The following is a 17,843-nucleotide window of genomic DNA, read 5'->3' as shown; positions in this document are numbered from 1 at the left end:
GGCGGTCAGGGTCATGGCGCGCTCCCAAGCGAATGTCGACAAGACTAGGCCTCGCTTCGACGATCCGACATTGGGAACTCTACTTAGGGTTAGGACAATCTGCGCCGCGCCGGCGAGGCGCCAGCCTTGTTCGGTCTTTTGGTGAAGGGGCAGGGGATGGTCTTTGCTCCAACGAGCTTTGGCGCGATGATCAAACGTTCAAGCGGCGAGCGCGAGGCGATGCAAAGGGGCCTTCCGCACAGGGGACGAGTTTGGGCCTACGCCGTGGCGACCGTCACGCCGGGCTTGGCTGCGCTCGTGTGGTTGGTCCCCGGGTTTGATCACCGATCGTTCTATCTTCCCTTCATCGTGCCTGTCGTGATTTCGGCGGGGCTCGGCGGCGCGGGCCCCGCGCTATTGGCCGCGCTCATCGGGTTTTTCGCCGGCGTCGCGTTCCAGACGAGCGAATTAGAGACGGTAGGGGGCGCTCTCAGCGCCGTCGCATTCGTCCTGGCGGCAGGGAGTGTCGTTTTCTTCGGGCGCGAGGTTGGTCGGTTGCGGGGGCGCGCCGCGGGCCAGGTCGATCCGTCTCTCGAGCCGGTCCGTCAAGCCGATGCGACGGCGGAACAACTCAACCTGCTGATCGACGGCGCGGCCGAATACGCCATCTACATGCTCGACCCCCAGGGGCGAGTGCTGATCTGGAACGCCGGCGCTCAACGTCTGAAGGGTTGGGGGGAGGACGAGATCGTCGGGCAAGACGCGGCGATCTTCTATCCGCCTGACGCTCGTAGAGCCGGCAAACCCGCCGCCGATCTCGCCAAGGTCCTGCGTGAGGGTCGTTTTGACGAAGAGGATTGGCGTTTGCGCAAGGACGGCTCGGAGTTCCTGGCTCGGGTCTCGATGACGGCCTTGCATGATGAGCGCGGCGAATTGAAGGGCTTCGCCAAGATCGTGCACGACGTGACCGACCAGCGGGCCGCGGAGCAGGCGCTTCACGCCAGCGCCAGCCACTTGCGGTCTATCCTTTCCACCGTGCCGGACGCGATGGTCGTTATCGACGAGCGGGGAACCATCTTGTCGTTTTCGGCCGCCGCCGAGAGGCTCTTCGGCTGGAGCGAGGCTGAGGTCGTGGGCTCCAACGTCAGCATTCTGATGCCATCGCCCGATCGAGAGCGACATGACGCCTATATCAACCGCTATCTCACGACCGGTGAGCGGCGCATCGTCGGCTTGGGCCGGGTGGTGGTGGGGCAGCGCAAGGAGGGCTCGACCTTCCCTATGGAGTTGGCGATCGGAGAGGCCTGCGGCGCTGGCCCAAGAACCTTCACGGGCTTTTGCCGCGACCTAACCGAGCGTCGGCGGGTCCAGGCGCGACTGGAGGAACTGCAGGCCGAACTGATCCACATCGCCCGCGTCAGCGGAATGGGAACCATGGCCTCGACCCTGGCCCACGAGCTGAACCAGCCGCTCACGGCGGTGGCCAACTTTGTGGAGGCGGTGCGTGGTCTCCTGGCGGACCTAGACCCAGCAGATCTGCCGATGATCCGTGACGCCTTGGCCGATGCGGCCGGCGAGGCGATGCGGGCTGGCCACATCGTTCGGCGGCTGCGCGACTTCGTCGCCCGCGGCGAGGTCGAAAAGAGCGTGGAGGATCTATCTGGCCTGGTGCGTGAGGCGGCCGCGTTGGGCCTGATGGGCGCGCGCGACGAAGGCCTGGAGGTCATATTCGAACTTCCCGAACGCGCGCCGGTCCTTGTCGATAAGATCCAGATCCAGCAGGTGATCATCAATCTCGCGCGCAACGGTTTCGAGGCGATGAGGGGAAGCTCCGACCCGCGCCTCTGGCTCGTCGGCGCAGCCGACGAACCAGGGTTCATGCGGGTGACGATCGCCGACAACGGACCGGGTGTTCCGCCGGGTCTGGTCGACCAGCTTTTTTCCGCCTTCGTCAGCACCAAGGCCGAAGGCATGGGGCTGGGCCTGTCGATCTGCCGCACGATCGTCGAAGCCAATGGCGGGCGCATCGGCTATGCGCCAAGACCCGAAGGCGGCGCACAGTTCTTCTTCACCTTGGTCAGTGCTGAGCCGGAGCAGACTGATGACTGATAAGCGACGGATCCACATCGTCGATGACGACGACGCCGTTCGACGGTCCGCCAGCTTCATGCTCAAGACCTGCGGCTATGCCGTCAGCACCTATGCCTCGGGGGTGGAGTTCCTCCATCAGGCCAAGGCCGCCGAGCCCGGCTGCGTGATGCTCGACGTGCGTATGCCTGGCATGGACGGACTGGAAGTTCTGGCGGCGATGGTCGAGCGCGGCGTCGCCATGCCGGTTGTGGTGCTGACCGGTCATGGCGACATCTCCTTGGCGGTGCGCGCCATGAAGGGCGGGGCGGTCGATTTCCTTGAAAAGCCGTTCGAGAAGACCCACGCGTTGCAGGCGATCGACGCGGCCTTCGACCGCCTGGCGGACCTCGAAGGCCGGGCGACCCGCGCCAAGGACGCCGAGGCCGCGGTGGCCGGCCTCACGGCGCGTGAACAGGACGTGTTGCGGGGCATGGCGAGCGGTCTGCCCAACAAGTCGATCGCCTTCGACCTGGGCATTTCGCCGCGGACGGTCGAAGTTCATCGCGCCAACCTGATGGCCAAGCTGCAGGTCAAGAGCCTGTCGGAGGCCCTGCGCATCGCCTTCGCCGCCGGCCTCCTCGACGACCCGAATTGATCCGCTCTAAGCAGCTTTACGTAACGACCTCGGGAGAGGCCCGGGACAAGCATAGGCACGCTGATTTTCACGGCGGGTCTGTGCAGGATCATGCAGGAAACTCTCAATTCGTCCGCCCGCCGGTCGAGGCTGGTTCTGGTCGCTGACGATCCAGGAACGCGCAGAGCCTTGCAGCTCTTGCTCAGCGGGCGCGGTCTGGACGTGCGCGCCTATGGCTCCAGCCGCGACCTGCTCGTCGACCCCTTGTCGTCGGACGCCGACGTGATGGTGGCGGACTTCAAGGCGCCAGGTCACGATGGCCTTCGGCTGATCCGCAGCCTGCGCGAACGCGGCTGGTTGGGATGCTCGCTGCTCATCGCGGACCCGCTCGAGGCGGGTTTGATCCCGGAAGCCGAGAACGCAGGCTACGACCGCGTGCTTCAGAAGCCCTTGGTCGACGCGGCGCTGGTCAGGGCCGTGGAGGTGCTCTTGGATCGCTCGGCGAGTAGACGCCGGGTCTGAGCAACCGACCAGCCGAGCGAGCCGTCACGGCTTGCTCACCTCGTGAGACGAGCGTCGTGCTCGCCACGGGTGAAACGCGCCCGGATCCAGTCCTGCGGATTTGGCCCCGCGACGAAACCTACGTGAAACTGCGGATGCCGCCGTCCGGCGCGTGGCGCCAAAGTCACCGCCGGACGAACCTTGGGGGATCTGTCGAACGCGTCTGTCCGATCGAAAGACTCCGCCCTGATGAGCCCGACGACCAAGCCGCCCGATCCTCTAGGGTTAACTCCCTCCTTCTTCGAAAGCGCGCCAACGTGAAAAACCTCCTTCTGCTCGTTCACGACGATAAGGGCCAGGAAGCGCGCCTGCAGGCCGCGCTTGACCTTGCTCGGGCCCTGAACGGCCACATCCGCTGCGCCGAGATCACGCCAATTCCCGTTTTCCCAGGGGACTTCGATGGGGCGATGGCTGGGCTGGTCATCGCCGAAGACCGCAGACTCGAGGCGGTGAACCGGGCTCAGCTAGAGATGCGGCTGAGCCACGAAGACGTCAGCTACGACTGGACGAACGATCTGGGCGATCTGGCCTCCTGTCTGGCGAGCCAGACGCGCTTGGCGGACCTCGTCATCGTCAACTGCAAGCGTGACACCTACTTCGAATACGACCGCCGCGGCCTTGTGAGCGACCTCGTCGTTTCGGCGCGCTGCCCTGTCGTCGCCGTGCCCGACGAGGCCTTGGGTTTGAACCTTACGAGCACGGCGATCGTGGCCTGGGACGGCTCGGAGCCGGCCGCCGCGGCGCTGCGGGCTTGCACGCCGCTGCTCAAGCTTGCTCGATCCGTACATCTGATCTCGGTTGGGGAGCCGCCGGAGGGCCCGTCGGCGGAGGAAGCCGCGGTCTACCTCTCGCGCCATGGGATCCACGCGACGGTCGACATCCTCGAGCCGGGCAAGGACGTCCCCGACGCCCATCTGCTTCGCCACGCCGGGATCGCCCGCGCCGGCTATTGCGTCATGGGCGCGTACGGCCATGGACGCTTGGCCGAGAGCGTGTTTGGCGGCGTCACTCGCCGGATGATCGAGGCCGCGAAGCTGCCTTTGGTGCTGGGACGCTGACTTGAGTCGCGGATCACGGCGCGGCGCTCCCAGCCGTGTGGTCCGGCGGCCTTCAGGCCAATCGCAGGGGTCTGACGGAGTCCAGCCAGTCGCGCAGGGCGTGATCGGGAACCTTGGTCAGGTCCTTGCGCACCACGCCGGCGATCTTCAACCGTCCTTCGAGGGTCTTCTGGAAGACTGCGGCAAGGCGTTCGGGCGCCACCACGACGACCCCGTCTTGAGCGCGGTGGCCGTACTCGGTCGCCGCTAACGTGGCCACCTCCTCGACGAACGCCTCCTTGGCATGGCGGACCGATTCGGTTCGACCGACCGATCGCCGCATCGGCGACATGCTCTCCTGACTGCGTCCCGCCGGACTGGCCTGCAGCTCGTGCCGCAGGGGTCTTGAGTTGCTCGCGACCATCCATCTCCCGCAGGGTGATGAAGTCGCCGTTATCGGCTGAGCGGACGATGAACCGCGCGTGCGCGCCGTCTGCAACGATGAACAAAACGCTGGCCATCATGGTGAGCTCCTCAGAACGGAGGGAGGGAACCGAGCGCCGCGTGCGTGGCGCTCGCGACGACGCGAAAAGACGACGGTGTGCCGCTCTGGCGCCGGCGCATTGCGCGGGATCAAGAAGGGCGTTTTGGCTCGATCGCCCCCGGACCGGGCGATGGCCCTTCGCGCGGACGAACCCGCGATTGACTTGAGTCAAGGCATGGCCTGATCCGCCGCCGTTCACTCGCGGCGTCACCTTGTCGCGCATGGGAAGGAGGCCAAGATGAGTGTTCGCGCGCAAGTCCCCGTCAAGCGAGCGGCCCCCACGCGCATCAGTCCCAGTCTTTCCAGAGCGTTGCGGCGTGAAATCCTAAGATCGTCACCGTGGCCACGCCGCGCTGATTTCTTGCCTCACAGCGATTGTCGCGACGAGGCTATCTCACAAGCGAGAACCGACATGGACGTGCTTACCGCCATTCACGCGCGCCGCGCCGTTCGGGACTATCGCGACGAACCGGTGACCGACGCCGTGCTCGCCGCGCTGATCGACGCGGCGACCTGGGCGCCGAGCGGGATCAACCTGCAGCCCTGGTGCTTCTTTGTCATCGACGACGCGGCGACCCTGGCGGCCTGCTCGGCCAGGGCCAAGACGGCCCTCCAGGACGCGGCGAGCGACCACCCCGAACTGGCCAGCCTGCGTCCCATGCTCGCCTCGCCGGCGTTCAACATCTTCTACAATGCGCCCGTCCTGATCATTATCTGCGCGACGACGGCCGACGAGATGGCCATGAAGGATTGTTGCTTGGCCGCTCAGAACCTGATGCTGGCCGCGACGGCCAAGGGGCTGGGGAGCTGCTGGATCGGCCTTTCGGAGACCTGGCTCAACACCGATCAGGCCAAGGCCGCTCTGGGAATACCCAGCGAGTTCAAGCCGGTCGCGCCCATCATCGTCGGATATCCGAACGGCGCTCCATCGGTCCCCGCGCGACGCGAGCCGGATGTCCGCCATGTCGGCAAGGTGGCGTGGTCATGACCGCGGCGCTCGACACACCCCTCTTTGTCGACCGCGCCGACGCGGGCCGGCGATTGGCGGCGCGCTTGGCGGCGCTGGGACTTCAGCGCCCCGTGGTCTACGCCCTGCCGCGCGGTGGGGTTCCGGTCGCCGCGGAAATCGCCAAGGGCCTGTCGGCGCCGATCGACTTGATCCTCGTGCGCAAGCTGGGCGCGCCAGGGAACGCCGAACTCGCCGTCGGCGCCGTGGTCGATGGGGAAGAGGCCCAAACCGTCATCAACGAAGACGTCGCCCGCATGACCGGCGCCGACGCCGCTTTCCTGCGGAACGCCCAGCGTCGGGAACTCGATGAAATCGAGCGGCGCCGCGCGCTCTATCTCGGCGACCATCCCCGCACCAGTCCCGTCGGGCGCACGGCGATCGTGGTCGACGATGGCCTGGCGACCGGCGCGACGGCCAAGGCGGCGCTGCGGGCGCTGCGGCGCCAGGGCGCGGCCCGCGTCATCCTGGCCATCCCCGTGGCGCCGTCCGACACTCTCGAAGCCATGCGCGCCGAGGCCGACGACGTCGTCTGCCTGGCGACGCCGTATCCCTTCCTCGGCGTGGGGCGCTTTTACGACGACTTTCATCAGCTGACCGATGACGAGACCGTGGTCCTGCTGCGCCAGGCCTGGGAAACCACGCGCTCGCGCCGGACGGCCAACATCGCGCGGCGCGAGGTGCGTGTGCCGCCGATCGGCCTCCTGGGCGACCTTCAGGTTCCCGACACAGCGCACGGGATCGTGGTGTTCGCCCACGGCAGCGGTTCCAGTCGGCTTAGCCCGCGCAACCGGGCGGTTGCCGACGCGCTCAACGCGCTCGGCTTGGCGACCCTGCTGCTTGACCTGCTCGGCGAGGCCGAAGCCGCCGATCGTCGCAAGGTGTTCGACATCGATCTGCTCGCCGAGCGGCTTGTCCAGGCTACGACCTGGATCGTGGACCAGCCTGATCTCGTCGACCTGCCGCTCGGTCTCTTTGGCGCCAGCACCGGCGCGGCCGCAGCCCTGGTGGCGGCCGCGAAGCTGGGCGATCGCGTGCGGGCCGTCGTTTCTCGCGGCGGACGGCCGGACCTCGCGGGCGCGGCGCTCGCGCGCGTTACGGCGCCGACCCTGCTGATCGTCGGCGGCGCCGATCACCAGGTGATCGAGCTCAATCGCCAGGCTCTCTCCCGCCTGCCGGGCGATAAGGCGCTGAGGATCGTTCCCGGCGCCGGCCATCTGTTCGAGGAGCCCGGAACGCTCGAGCAGGTCATGCGGCTGGCTGGCGATTGGTTCGAAGACAAGCTGCATGTCTCGTCAGGCCGCGCGCCGGCCGTTGTGGCGCATTCGGTGGCGGTGACGCCGCAAGCGCGCCTCGCCGCGGCCGCCGAACCTCTGCCGGACATTGATGACCCCGCCTTCGCCGTCGCCTTCGACCGCTACGCCGACGCCCGGGTCGTCCTGATCGGCGAGGCCAGTCACGGCACGAGCGAGTTCTACCGCGCCCGCGCGGCGATCACACGCCGCCTTATCGAGCGGCATGGTTTCGGGGTGGTGGCGGTGGAAGCCGATTGGCCCGACGCCGCCGCCGTCGATCGACACGTGCGGTTGAAGCCGCACCGGGAAATGACTCCACCGCCCTTCAGCCGATTCCCGACCTGGATGTGGCGCAACACCGATGTCGAGGCCTTCACCCGGTGGCTACGCACGCACAACATGCGTAGACCGGTCGACGATCGCGTCGCCTTCCATGGCCTTGATCTCTACAACATGCGCGCGTCCATGGCTGAGGTGCTGACCTATCTCGACGGAGTCGACCCATTGGCGGCCGCCGAGGCTCGGGACCGGTATGCCTGCATGGCGCCCTGGAGCAATGCGCCCGCCGGCTATGGCCGGGCGGCTCTGAGCCAGGGCTACGCGATCTGCGAACGCCAAGTCGTCAGCATACTGGTCGATCTGGTGCGCAAGACCGCGGACTACGCCGCCGAGGATGGCGAGAGCCTGTTCGACGCCACCCAGAACGCACGGCTGGTGGTCGACGCCGAGCGCTACTATCGGGCGATGTACTATGGAGCCCATGAATCGTGGAACCTGCGCGACCGGCACATGTTCGAGACGCTCGATCGCGTCCTCAAGATGCGCGGCCCAGGGGCGAAGGCCGTGGTCTGGGCGCACAACTCCCATATCGGCGACGCTCGCTACACGGAAATGGGCGCCGCGCGGGGGGAACTGAACATCGGCCAGCTCTGCCGCGAACGGTTCGGAAGCGACGCCGCTCTAATCGGGCTGGGCACGCATAGTGGAACGGTGATGGCGGCGTCCGACTGGGACGCCGCGGCGGAGGTGAAGGCGGTCCGGCCGTCTCGGCCTGACAGCTTCGAGGCGCTTTGCCATGAGGTCGGTGTCGAACGGTTCCTGGTCGATCTGCGAGCGGGTCGCCACGACGCCCTGCGCGCGGATCTGCGTGAGCCGCGCCTGGAGCGCTATATCGGCGTCGTCTACCGGCCTGACAGCGAACGTCTGAGCCACTACGCCCACGCCAGCTTGTCGGAACAATATGACGCCTTTGTCTGGTTCGACGAGACCCGCGCGGTCACAGCACTCCCGACGCGGGTCCGCGCCGGCGAGGATGAGACCTACCCCTTTGGGCTTTGACTTTCCGCGTCGACCGTTGGTCCGCAGACCCTCCTGCCGGGGCTGGCCGCTCTGGGCGGTGGCGGGCCTGGATATAGTTTGACGATTATTTTTTCAAGAACGCTCGCAGGGGTAGACTCGCGCGGATCTCTGCGGCAGAGTTGCATTTAAGTCCTGCGGACGAATTCGACAAAGTCGCAGCTGTAGCTGCGGCTTACTCGATCATCGCGCAAAGTGCTCGCGTCAATTCACGACCATTTTGGGCGTGGCGCGTAATATAGCCTCGCTCACAGTCCACTAGATGCGCGTGCGTGTCCGCGCGTCTTGATGGCGAGTCTGTCTTGTCTTGCGTCCCATCATCACAACGACCTCAACGATCCGGGAGATTGTCGATGGCTACCTACGTCATATTCTCGAAGGTCTCGCCAAGCGCGAGCGTGATTAAGCTGGACGATCGCCACAAGGCGGTTCAGCGCCGGCACAAGAGTGAGTGCCCCAATGTCAGCTTCCGCGCGGGCTACGCCCTGGATCGCGGATACGAGGTTCTGGACATCGTCGAGGCGGATTCCCTCGAAGAAGTCCAGCGCGCCGCCAAGATCATCGAGGAAGAAGGCTCCGCGACCGCCGAGGTGGTCGAGGCTTTCCCTTGGCGGGAATTCGTGGCGAAACGCAGTCGCGCCGCGTGATTTTTCCAACCCCAGTGTGAACGGAGGCAATCATGCAAGCTCACGCCCAAAAACTCGACTTCTCGCTGACCGACAGCCAGCGCGCCGCGTTGGCCGCCACCAAGGCGGCGCGCGCCTCGGGCCTGGATCTGGCGACCGACGACTCCTACCGTCCCTGGAACCAAAAGTTCGAGGATCCGACGGCGCCGCTCGTCATGCCGCGATAGCGGCCCCTCCGCGACGGGACGAGATCGACGACGATTTCGTCCCGCGCGATCTGCTTCCTCCGCTCAGCCGTCCTCGTTTGCTCCGGCCTTGGCCCGGGGTCACCGCGGGCGCATCCAGCGATCAGGAGATGGCCTTGTTCCGCACCGAAACCTCGCGCTCGGTCAGGCGCGAGACAGGATCATTCGAGACGACGCCCCCTAAGGCGACGCCTATCGAGACGACACCCTATGTCGAGGCCTTGCTCGAGGAGATCCGAAAACACGTCGACCACGATCTTCCGAACTACACCGACGCCTTCCGCGCGGCGTTCCGGCGCAACGATCCGGTGTTCATTCGCGCTGGATACGGAGAGTTCTTCTTTCACTGCGCCGCCAATGTGCCCGGATGGATGCAGCGCACTCTGCTGCTGAACGCCCAGGGCGAAGGCGAAGGGGCGGTGGGCTTGGCTAGGCTGGCTCGGGGAGTCGCATTCGACGCCGCCGTCGCGCGTCAGGTCGAGGAACACGCCCGCGACGAAGCCCGCCATTCGCGGATGTTCGCTAACATCGCCCAGCTGGCCTTTCCGCAAGGTCTGGCGCCGGAGCGAATGGAGGCCTTCGCCGCGGCGCTGCCGGACATTCGACCTATTTTGGACGCTCCCGCCGAGAAGGTCTGCGAGGGCCACCTCATCGACAATCTGGTGCAGATGAACATCGGCGAAGTCCGCACCCGCCTGCACATGCATCTCTTCGCCCCCGTGGTGTTCCATGTAGCGCCGGAGGGGAGTCGCGACCGTGTGCGCGGCCAGCTCGAGATCCTGGCGCATGATGAGATGCGCCACATCGGCTACACGGCCCTGTTGATGGAGAACTGGGCCCGGTCGGGCGACAAGAACCGTATCGAGGCCCTGTACCTGGGCCGCCTGAACACCTTCAATCAGCTCACGATCACGCATACGCGCCATGCGGTGGAGCGGTACGGCCAGGGCCGCTTCCCGAACCTCCTCGAACTCTAGCCTTCCGCCGGACGGCCGCCTTGCGCACGCTCGTGAAGACCCCGCTCGACGAACCGCCCTTCCGGGAGGGCGGCTTTGCCACGCCCCACGAGGCGCGACATCAAGGGGCGATGGCCGGCAATCCAAAGATAGACGCGATCGACGAGCCATGCTGGGGAGAGCCGCAGGGCCAGCGCCAGCCCCCCCAGACGCGGCGATCGAGCCGCGATCGCGCGATAGGCCGCGGGGCCCAGACGCGCTCCGGACTCGTCCACGAAGGCGAATGTGTCTCGCGGCGCGACGCCCAGCGCCCCACACAGCGCCGCGCCCGCCGCCGATCGGCACGAGCAGAGACGCACGGGCTCGGACAAGCGGGCCAGAAGATAGGCCACGACGTGGGTGCAGAACGCGCAGTCGCCGTCGAAGACGATGACGCCCCCGCCAGCTTTCGAAACGTCGGACGGCTCACCTCGGCGGAAAGGCTCCAGATTCGCGTCGATCCACAACCGCAGGGCCGATTGATTAGCCATGACTAGTTCGCCTGTCTTCGACCTCATCGTCCGCATGTTCGCCGCGTCCATCGTCATTCACGACGCCCTGTACGTCTGTCGCGACGGCTTCCGGCACCTGTCTTTCGGCTTTTTGCCGGTGTTCGGGCTTCGCCTGGGGCCCGCCGCAAAGCTGTCTCTGCACGCGGCGCTGCTCCTGTGCTGCGTCGCCCTGATGGTCGCGCCGACCTTCCTGGTTCTCTATCCGATCCTGCTGGCTCTTGTTTCGCTGAAAGTCGCAAGTTACGCATTGAGACTTTCCAACCATATGATTATGGCTTGGTATGTTTCCCTCATATTAACGGCGACAATACCGATTTCATTATATTTAGGCAAGGATATTTATAGGTATTTGTTTATTGATAGTGTGCGATATATCGTGATTATCTTATATTTTTTTGCATTCTTTCATAAATTGAATGCGGAATATTTGGATATAAAGAAGAGCTGCGCCACCGCGTTCGTTGACTTCTTTTGCGATGATCGCGGCGTCAAGCGACCGGGGCTCGTCACGGGCCATCGGTATTTCGGCGTCTACGGCACTTTGGTGATCGAGGCGACGCTTCCGATCCTGCTCTTCTTCGAGCAGACGCGCCCCATCGGCTTTATGGCGGCGATCATTTTCCACTACGTTCTGGGCCTGATGGGCATCATCAATTTCTCGATGTTCATGTACACGGGCCTAGTCGCCTTCCTGCCCGCCGCGACCCTGGTTGGGAGCGTCCAGCTGGTGGCCGAAGCGCGTTGGGCCCAGGCCCTGCTAGCCGCGCTGGCCGCGAGCCTCGTCGCCATCTCGATCCGCTGGACCCCGCGGCGCGCCGCGGCGCACTGTCCCTATCGTCACCGCATGCCCGCTTGGGTCATCCAGATTGGCTTTGCGATACTGACGGCCGCGCTGCTTTTCGTCGGCGGCGTCTGGACAGCCACGGGCGCTGTCGCGCCGCTGGATTGGCGTGACTGGCCGGCGCCGGCGCAGGTCGCCCTCGCGCTGATCATCGCAGGTTTCCTCGCCAACGGTTTTAGCCCCTATCTCGGAACCAAGACCGAATTCAGCTTCGCCATGTTCAGCAATCTACGGATCGAGCCTTGGACGCATCTGGTGGTGCCGGGACGGTGGCGGCTGCTGCGCCCTAGCGCCTATGTGGAGGTCAAGGCCATCGCGGGGTTGCCCCGGCCCGAGGCGGCCCGCGGCGACAAGGGCGCGGAACTGGCGCTAGAAGTGCTGTCGCACCCGGATCGCTATCTCTATTCCCGCTACTTTTTTCGCGAGGGCCTGCTTCTGCTTCAGCGGTTATTGCCGCCGGGCGGGGCGATCTCGGTCCAGTATGTCGAGAACGGTAAGGCGCGGACGCTCAGCTGCGTGGATGGAGATCAGCTGGGGCCGTGCCTGCGAATGACCCGGTTCCCATTCGTCATGCCGCGAAATCCGGACGCGCGACATTCCGAACAGGGGGCTATCCTTGTCGCGGGTCGCGAACGGCAGCTGTTCTAGGCGCGCCGCCTCAGGGCGATGATCGTCGCCGCTTGCGCGTCAAATATCCGTCCTGTCCGACGTCGCCGCGCTACCGTTCGGGGGGAGGGGGATCAGGGCGCGGGAGCGGCGTAAGCGCGGATGACAGTACGGTGAGCCCGAGCGTCGAACGGAGAGCCGCCCAGATCGCCGAACAACGACAGGCGCTCGTAGCCTGTCCGCCGCAGGAGGTCGCACAGTTGTGGCGCTGCGTAGACGCGTCGACCGAACGTCAAGTAGCGGCGATTGCCGCCGGTTTCCACCTCGACCGACTTCTCCATCCAGCCCCGGTCGGCATTGTAGTAATCGCGTTCGACATAGCGCGCGTCGGCGCTGGCGTAGGTTTTGACCTCGGGCCAAGAGACCCTTCCCAGTTGTTCGTGCGTGGTGAGGTCGAGAAGAAACACGCCGCCCGAGCGAAGCGCCGCGCGCGCGGCGGTCAAGACCGCGAGGTCATCGGCTGGATCTTCGAAATAGCCGAACGAGGTGAAGAGGTTGATGACCGCGTCGAACCTCGCCCGCTCAGGGGGGGCACGCATGTCGCCCAGGCGGAAATCCACGTCGCAGGCCAGCCGCGCCGCGTCGGCCCGCGCGTTTTCGATATAGGTGCGGCAGCGATCCACGCCGGTGACCCGCGCGCCTCGCTGGGCCAGGGCGATGGCGTGGCGGCCCGGTCCGCAAGGCAGGTCCAGCACACGCATACCCGCCGCGACGCCGGTCAGCCGCAAGACTTGCTCGGCTTCGCCTGGGGCGGCGGCGAGCCGCGCCGGCGTGAAGATGAGCTCTTGCGCAAGTCGCCAAAGCGTTTCGTCGAAGTCCGACTTCATCCGTTTCGTTTCGCTGGGCGGAAGCGAATCTGGTTCGCGCCCCCGCCACGGAACCGATCTCGAGGCGACGCCGGACGCGATGCTGCATTGTTCATGGCGCCTGCCTCATGCGGCGACCATGGCCGATCCGCCCCGTCTTGAAAAGCTGGGGTTGTGTTTCCAGAAGCGCCTCTAAATCGGGAGCGAGGTCACTTTCCTGGTCGCGTTTGGCCAGGGCGTGCGGTCAAAACCTCTTCGCCTCAACGCCAAGGCCCCCGACGCCCGCGCGGCCCTACTCGCCGTTGACCATCCAGACAGTCGCTCTCTCAAAGAGAGAGGGAAGGACCCGCTGCCGCAGTCGGTGGGAGGGCGAGAAGTTTCGTCCCCGGCCGGCAAATCCCGATCTGCTCCGTACGCCCCTTCTGGCTCCGAAGAGAACTCGTAGCGATTTCCTTCCGTCTCGACCACCGGATCAATAGCCGCCGGGAGACCCTGACCCCGGAGCGTACGGCCGGGGCGGTATTAGCCTCCGCGCCGGATAGGAAGCTGGCGGCACGAAACTGGTCGGTTAGGCGCAGTGCTATTTCAGCGGGGAGAGCCGTTTTCCGTGACGGGACGGGCGCCGTAAGTCAGGCTGCGGGTCTGTCGAGGCCCCGCGCCTGAGGGTGACATTGAAAGCTCTCGGCGCGGTCGGGCGGTCCGACGCCATCGTAGAGGGCGACTGCGGGATAAGGGCATAACGGACGGCTGAAACCACCGCCATCCACGCCGCCAGCCGCGCGCCGGGCTTCCAGCCTGTCGGGCGGAACATCCCGCTCCACCCACGCCTCGATGCGGGTTTGCAAGTCGATCGGCGAAGGGCCCAGGCCGCCCTGGCAATGCTCGACCCCCGGCGCGACGAACAGCCGGTAGAAATCTTGGACGTCATGGCTCCGCCGCGACTGATCGGCGGCGGCGCGCGTGTAATAGGCGATCGAGTCCTCGAACGGCACGACGGGATCGGCCGCGCCATGCCACTGGATCAGCTTGCCGCCGCGGCGGCGGAAGGCTTCGATGTCGGGATCGACGGCGTCGATCGTCCCGGACAGGCGTTTCAAGGCCTTGGCGGCTTCGCGATCGAAGTCGAAGTCGCGCCAGTCCCAGCCGTCCCCGAAGCCGGCCCAATATCGCCAGAAATCGGACCGCGCGGGCTCGTGCGGTTTCGCCGGGTCGGCCCAGTAGAGGTTCCAACCGCCCATGCCTCCGGCGGAGGCTTCGCTGCCGCGCGGCCACCCGACGTACAGATCCTCGCCGGTGCGCGGATTGCTCGCCCCGGCGTACATCCGACCCAACGCGGTAACCTGATCCGGCGTCAGGCAGGAGGGGCGATCCTCGTCGGCGCAGGTCAGTGACGCTGGATCGAAGTCGCAGCTTAAGGGCGCGTTGAGATAGGGGTCCGAGGGGAGGCCGCCGACATCGGAGGCGCCGTTGTGGCGGCGGCAGGCGGCGAGAACCGCGTCGCGGATTGTTGGTAGCTTGCTGGCCGGCAGGATCAGGCGGGGGGCGGCGTCGTGGGTGTGGTTCTGAACGAACTGCCACAGGAAGCCGATGTTCAGGCGGGTGCGGTTGGCGCCGGGCGCGCCCGCGACCACCCCGTCAAAATCGCCGGGATGGCGTTGGACCTCCATCAGGGCTTGATGCCCGCCGGTCGAACACCCCTGGAAATAGGTATAGGCGGCGGGTCGTCCGTAATAGGCGGCGGTGACCGCCTTGGCGTCGACGATAGTGTGATGGACAGCGTGCTGGGCCCAGTCGGCGATGGCCTGAGGGCGGTTGCGCGCGAAGTCGGGTCCGTCGCCGACATGGCCCGTGTCGGTGGCGACCACGACGTAGCCCGCGGCGACGTAGGCCTTCATCTGGCCCAGTGGCAGAGCCGAGGCGTAGCCGCCGTTGCCTAGCATCAGGAGGCGACCGTTCCAGGCGGCGCGGGGCGTCCACACCTCGAAGCCGATGCGCGATCCTCGGCGGGGCTCGGTTCTGCCGACGATGCGGCAGGCGATGGGATCACCCGGTCCGGACGCCGCGGTTTGCAGCACCGTGCGGCTCAGGCGCGGCGCCGTGAAGTTTTCGCATGCGGCGGCGGCCGGCGCGGCGGCGAACGCCGCAATGGCCAGCGTCCCCGCGCCCGCTAGAGGTCCTAAGCTGCGCATCATCCCTCCCTGATGGCGCTTGATTGAACCAGTCATCGAGCGGTCGAACCATTCGAGAAAGCTGATGGTCCGATAGCCTGGCCGAATAGATCGCACGGCAGAGGGCGGAGGCGCGTAGATGGTAGCGTTGTCGTCTTGCAAGCGACAGCGTTCATCACTGTATGTCCGCAAATTGTTCTTGACTCGAAGCTTTCTCGAGAGAAGGTTTGTGATAACGTTGTCATTAAGTGGCCATCTCTCCGTCGAGGTGGCCGTCTTTCGATGTTAGCGTTGTCATTTCGTGTCGTCGAAATGGCCGTCGAGGGCTCGCCAGAAGCTCCGGCGAATAGGGAGTGAGAAAGTCCAGGAGCTTTCCACGCCAATCCAGACTGCGTCGGGCCCCTCCAGGGTCCGCGACGGCGGCCGTGCGCCTCCGCGTCGGCCGAGGGGTGAGAAACATAAGAAAGGGGAGTGGAATGCTGTTCTTTTCAGATCAAGGGAGCGCCATGCGGCGCCTGATCGCGGGCGCTTCGGTGCTGGCGATTGGTTTGGCGACCGCGGGCCAGGCCTACGCCCAGGCCGCTCAGGCCAAGGACAACAACGATAGCACCGTCGAGGAGGTGGTCGTCGTCGCCACCGGCACCAACATCGCGGGCGTAAAGGCTGTCGGCAGCGAGACGGTCACCATGACCGCCGAGGACATCAAGGCGACCGGTCTGACCGACATCCACCAGGTTCTGAAACTGATCCCGCAGATCCAAAGCACGCCCAACGCGGGCGGCGCGGGCCAGAACTACCGCGAGGGCGGCACCACCGGCTACGGCGGCAACTCCACCCAGGGCACAGCGGTGAACATCCGCGGCATCGGCTACGGCGCCACCCTGACCTTGGTCGACGGTCGTAGGATCGCGCCCAGCGGCGCGTCGGACGCCTATACCGAAGCGATCCAGGTGCCGATCGCGGCGCTGGAGCGGGTTGATGTCATCGCCGACGGCGCCTCGGCCATCTACGGCGCCGATGCGGTCAGCGGCGTTATCAACTACGTGCTGCGCAAGAACTTCGACGGCGCCGAGGCTACCGCTCGCGCCACCACCCACCGCTTCTCGACCGAGGTCGGCGGCTCCGTCACGATCGGTCGCCAGTGGGACAACGGTCTGGGCCACGGCAACGTCATCCTGACCGCCGACCTCATGCACCGCACGCGGGGCAAGCGCTCGGAAAGCCCGTACCTGATGCAGGATCTGCGGCGCTTCGGCGGCGAGGACAATCGCCAACTGAACGGGGCGATCGCGTCGGGTGGGGTGGGCAACCTAGTGGTCAGCCAGAACGGCGCCGCGGGCACGACCTACACCTACTATGGCCTGCCGATCAACGCAGGGGCGAACCCGACGGCCGGCCAGCTCACCGGGACCACGCTGGTCGATACAGCCTACTACAATGACTACTTGCCGGACGTGAAACGTCGCCAGCTGGCCCTGTTCTTCAACCAGGACCTCAATGCGTGGCTGTCGATGTACTACGAGGGCTTCTACACCCATCGGAAGACCTCGACCTATCAGTACGACCCCAACACGGGCAGCAGCATCAATGTCTGCGCGGGCACGCCGTACTACGTGTCCGGCGTGCCGGGCACGCCCGGGTCCGCGTCCACGACGTGCCCCGGCGGCGGCCAGACCTTCGATCTCAATTTCTATCGCTATATAGGCCTGACCGAGACGACCAATCCCGACAAGGCCTTCACCCAGACCCTGGGTCTAGCCGCGATCCTGCCGGCCGGCTGGAAGGGCGAGATCTACTACAGCAACGGCGCGGACCGGACCTGCGGCATCTGCAACATTGGCAGCAACGTCAATCTCGACGCCGTCGCCGCCCAGGTGAACGCCGGCACGCTGAACCCTTTCAGCACGGCGGGCCTAAGCCAGTCCCGGATCGCCAGCTTCACCGGCTCGAACGTCCAGTACAGCCGCAACATCATGGACGATGCGGTCATCAAGTTTAACGGTCCGCTCTTCCGGTTGCCGGGGGGCGCCGTACGGGCGGCGGTCGGCGGCGAGTACTCGCGTCAGCACGAGACCCTCACCAATGGGGCCAACCGCGGCGCGACCAACGTCTTCGGCATCGACAACGTCTCGGACGAGCTACGCAAGGTGAAGTCCCTGTTCGCCGAGCTGTATGTGCCCATCGTCGGTTCGGGCAACGCCCTGCCGCTTGTCCAGTCCCTGGCGGTGGACGTGGCCGCCCGCTACGACGACTATTCGGACTTCGGTGACACCACCAACCCCAAGATCGGCCTGACCTGGACCGTCAACGACGCCCTGTCGTTCCGGGGCTCGGCCGGCACGTCGTTCCGCGCGCCGACCCTGACGGACAAGAGCCCGGTGGTGTTCTCGGCCGAACTGGTGGGCGTGCCGACGGCCAACAATTCCGGCGACAGCAACATTGGCGCGCTGTTCCCCGGTTTCACCAGCGCCCTGGTCGCCCTGGGCAACAACGCCGACCTGC

15 protein-coding genes are annotated in these 17,843 nt (G+C 65.9%); 11 read left to right on the top strand and 4 right to left on the bottom strand.

The features are described from left to right. The first annotated feature begins 126 nt into the window (after positions 1–126). From VJ655_RS18215 to VJ655_RS18200, 4 genes are all read left to right on the top strand, one after another. Positions 127–2,088 carry a PAS domain S-box protein gene (locus tag VJ655_RS18215; RefSeq protein ID WP_324113538.1) on the top strand — a complete coding sequence of 654 codons (1,962 nt, stop codon included), beginning with the start codon at positions 127–129 and terminating at the stop codon, positions 2,086–2,088. Beyond that, positions 2,081–2,704: a response regulator transcription factor gene (locus VJ655_RS18210; protein WP_324113536.1), complete on the top strand. Its 624-nt coding sequence runs from the start codon at positions 2,081–2,083 to the stop codon at positions 2,702–2,704. The genes VJ655_RS18215 and VJ655_RS18210 overlap by 8 nt, the downstream gene beginning before the upstream one ends. A 90-nt stretch (positions 2,705–2,794) precedes the next feature. Continuing rightward, positions 2,795–3,205, top strand: coding sequence for a response regulator (locus VJ655_RS18205; RefSeq protein ID WP_324113534.1), 411 nt, complete (start codon positions 2,795–2,797; stop codon positions 3,203–3,205). 296 nt (positions 3,206–3,501) lie between these two features. After that, positions 3,502–4,302 (top strand): universal stress protein, encoded by an 801-nt coding sequence (locus tag VJ655_RS18200; RefSeq protein ID WP_324113532.1) that lies wholly within the window; start codon positions 3,502–3,504, stop codon positions 4,300–4,302. 52 nt (positions 4,303–4,354) lie between these two features. Here the strand turns inward: VJ655_RS18200 and VJ655_RS18195 are convergent, their stop codons facing one another. Next, positions 4,355–4,705 carry a host attachment protein gene (locus VJ655_RS18195; protein WP_324113530.1) on the bottom strand — a complete coding sequence of 117 codons (351 nt, stop codon included), beginning with the start codon at positions 4,703–4,705 and terminating at the stop codon, positions 4,355–4,357. 532 nt (positions 4,706–5,237) lie between these two features. Between VJ655_RS18195 and VJ655_RS18190 the strand changes: the two genes are divergently transcribed. The 5 genes from VJ655_RS18190 (at position 5,238) to VJ655_RS18170 (ending at position 10,330) form a co-directional block, all read left to right on the top strand. Beyond that, positions 5,238–5,813: a nitroreductase gene (locus tag VJ655_RS18190; protein ID WP_324113528.1), complete on the top strand. Its 576-nt coding sequence runs from the start codon at positions 5,238–5,240 to the stop codon at positions 5,811–5,813. After that, positions 5,810–8,464 carry an erythromycin esterase family protein gene (locus VJ655_RS18185; RefSeq protein WP_324113526.1) on the top strand — a complete coding sequence of 885 codons (2,655 nt, stop codon included), beginning with the start codon at positions 5,810–5,812 and terminating at the stop codon, positions 8,462–8,464. Before VJ655_RS18190 ends, VJ655_RS18185 begins: the two co-directional genes overlap by 4 nt. Positions 8,465–8,835: 371 nt before the next feature. Continuing rightward, entirely contained in the window at positions 8,836–9,129 is a 294-nt protein-coding gene (locus tag VJ655_RS18180; protein ID WP_324113524.1) for a GYD domain-containing protein, read from the top strand. 32 nt (positions 9,130–9,161) lie between these two features. After that, entirely contained in the window at positions 9,162–9,335 is a 174-nt protein-coding gene (locus VJ655_RS18175) for a hypothetical protein (RefSeq protein ID WP_324113522.1), read from the top strand. 134 nt (positions 9,336–9,469) lie between these two features. Further along, on the top strand, positions 9,470–10,330 hold the full coding sequence (locus VJ655_RS18170) for a hypothetical protein (RefSeq protein ID WP_324113520.1): 861 nt from the start codon (positions 9,470–9,472) through the stop codon (positions 10,328–10,330). On the opposite strand, the gene VJ655_RS18165 is transcribed toward VJ655_RS18170, so the two are convergent. Continuing rightward, the gene (locus tag VJ655_RS18165) at positions 10,327–10,839 is read right to left on the bottom strand and encodes a DCC1-like thiol-disulfide oxidoreductase family protein (protein WP_324113518.1); all 513 of its coding nucleotides are present in this window, start codon (positions 10,837–10,839) and stop codon (positions 10,327–10,329) included. The two genes, VJ655_RS18170 and VJ655_RS18165, sit on opposite strands and share 4 nt — an antisense overlap. On the opposite strand from VJ655_RS18165, the gene VJ655_RS18160 reads away from it, so the two are divergent. Further along, a complete protein-coding gene (locus tag VJ655_RS18160; protein WP_324113516.1) occupies positions 10,838–12,349 on the top strand; it encodes a hypothetical protein in 1,512 nt (503 codons plus the stop codon). The two genes, VJ655_RS18165 and VJ655_RS18160, sit on opposite strands and share 2 nt — an antisense overlap. 92 nt (positions 12,350–12,441) lie before the next feature. On the opposite strand, the gene VJ655_RS18155 is transcribed toward VJ655_RS18160, so the two are convergent. Together VJ655_RS18155 and VJ655_RS18150 are read right to left on the bottom strand one after the other, a co-directional pair. Then, a complete protein-coding gene (locus VJ655_RS18155) occupies positions 12,442–13,194 on the bottom strand; it encodes a class I SAM-dependent methyltransferase (protein ID WP_324113514.1) in 753 nt (250 codons plus the stop codon). 608 nt (positions 13,195–13,802) lie between these two features. Beyond that, positions 13,803–15,362 carry a tannase/feruloyl esterase family alpha/beta hydrolase gene (locus tag VJ655_RS18150; protein WP_324113513.1) on the bottom strand — a complete coding sequence of 520 codons (1,560 nt, stop codon included), beginning with the start codon at positions 15,360–15,362 and terminating at the stop codon, positions 13,803–13,805. A 485-nt stretch (positions 15,363–15,847) separates the two neighbouring features. On the opposite strand from VJ655_RS18150, the gene VJ655_RS18145 reads away from it, so the two are divergent. Then, positions 15,848–17,843: TonB-dependent receptor plug domain-containing protein (locus VJ655_RS18145; protein WP_324113512.1), on the top strand; the 1,996-nt coding region annotated here is incomplete at its 3' end.

It is taken from the genome of Caulobacter sp. (assembly GCF_035254145.1).
Classification (GTDB): Bacteria; Pseudomonadota; Alphaproteobacteria; order Caulobacterales; family Caulobacteraceae; genus Caulobacter.
This window is presented reverse-complemented; position numbering and strand designations above follow the sequence as displayed.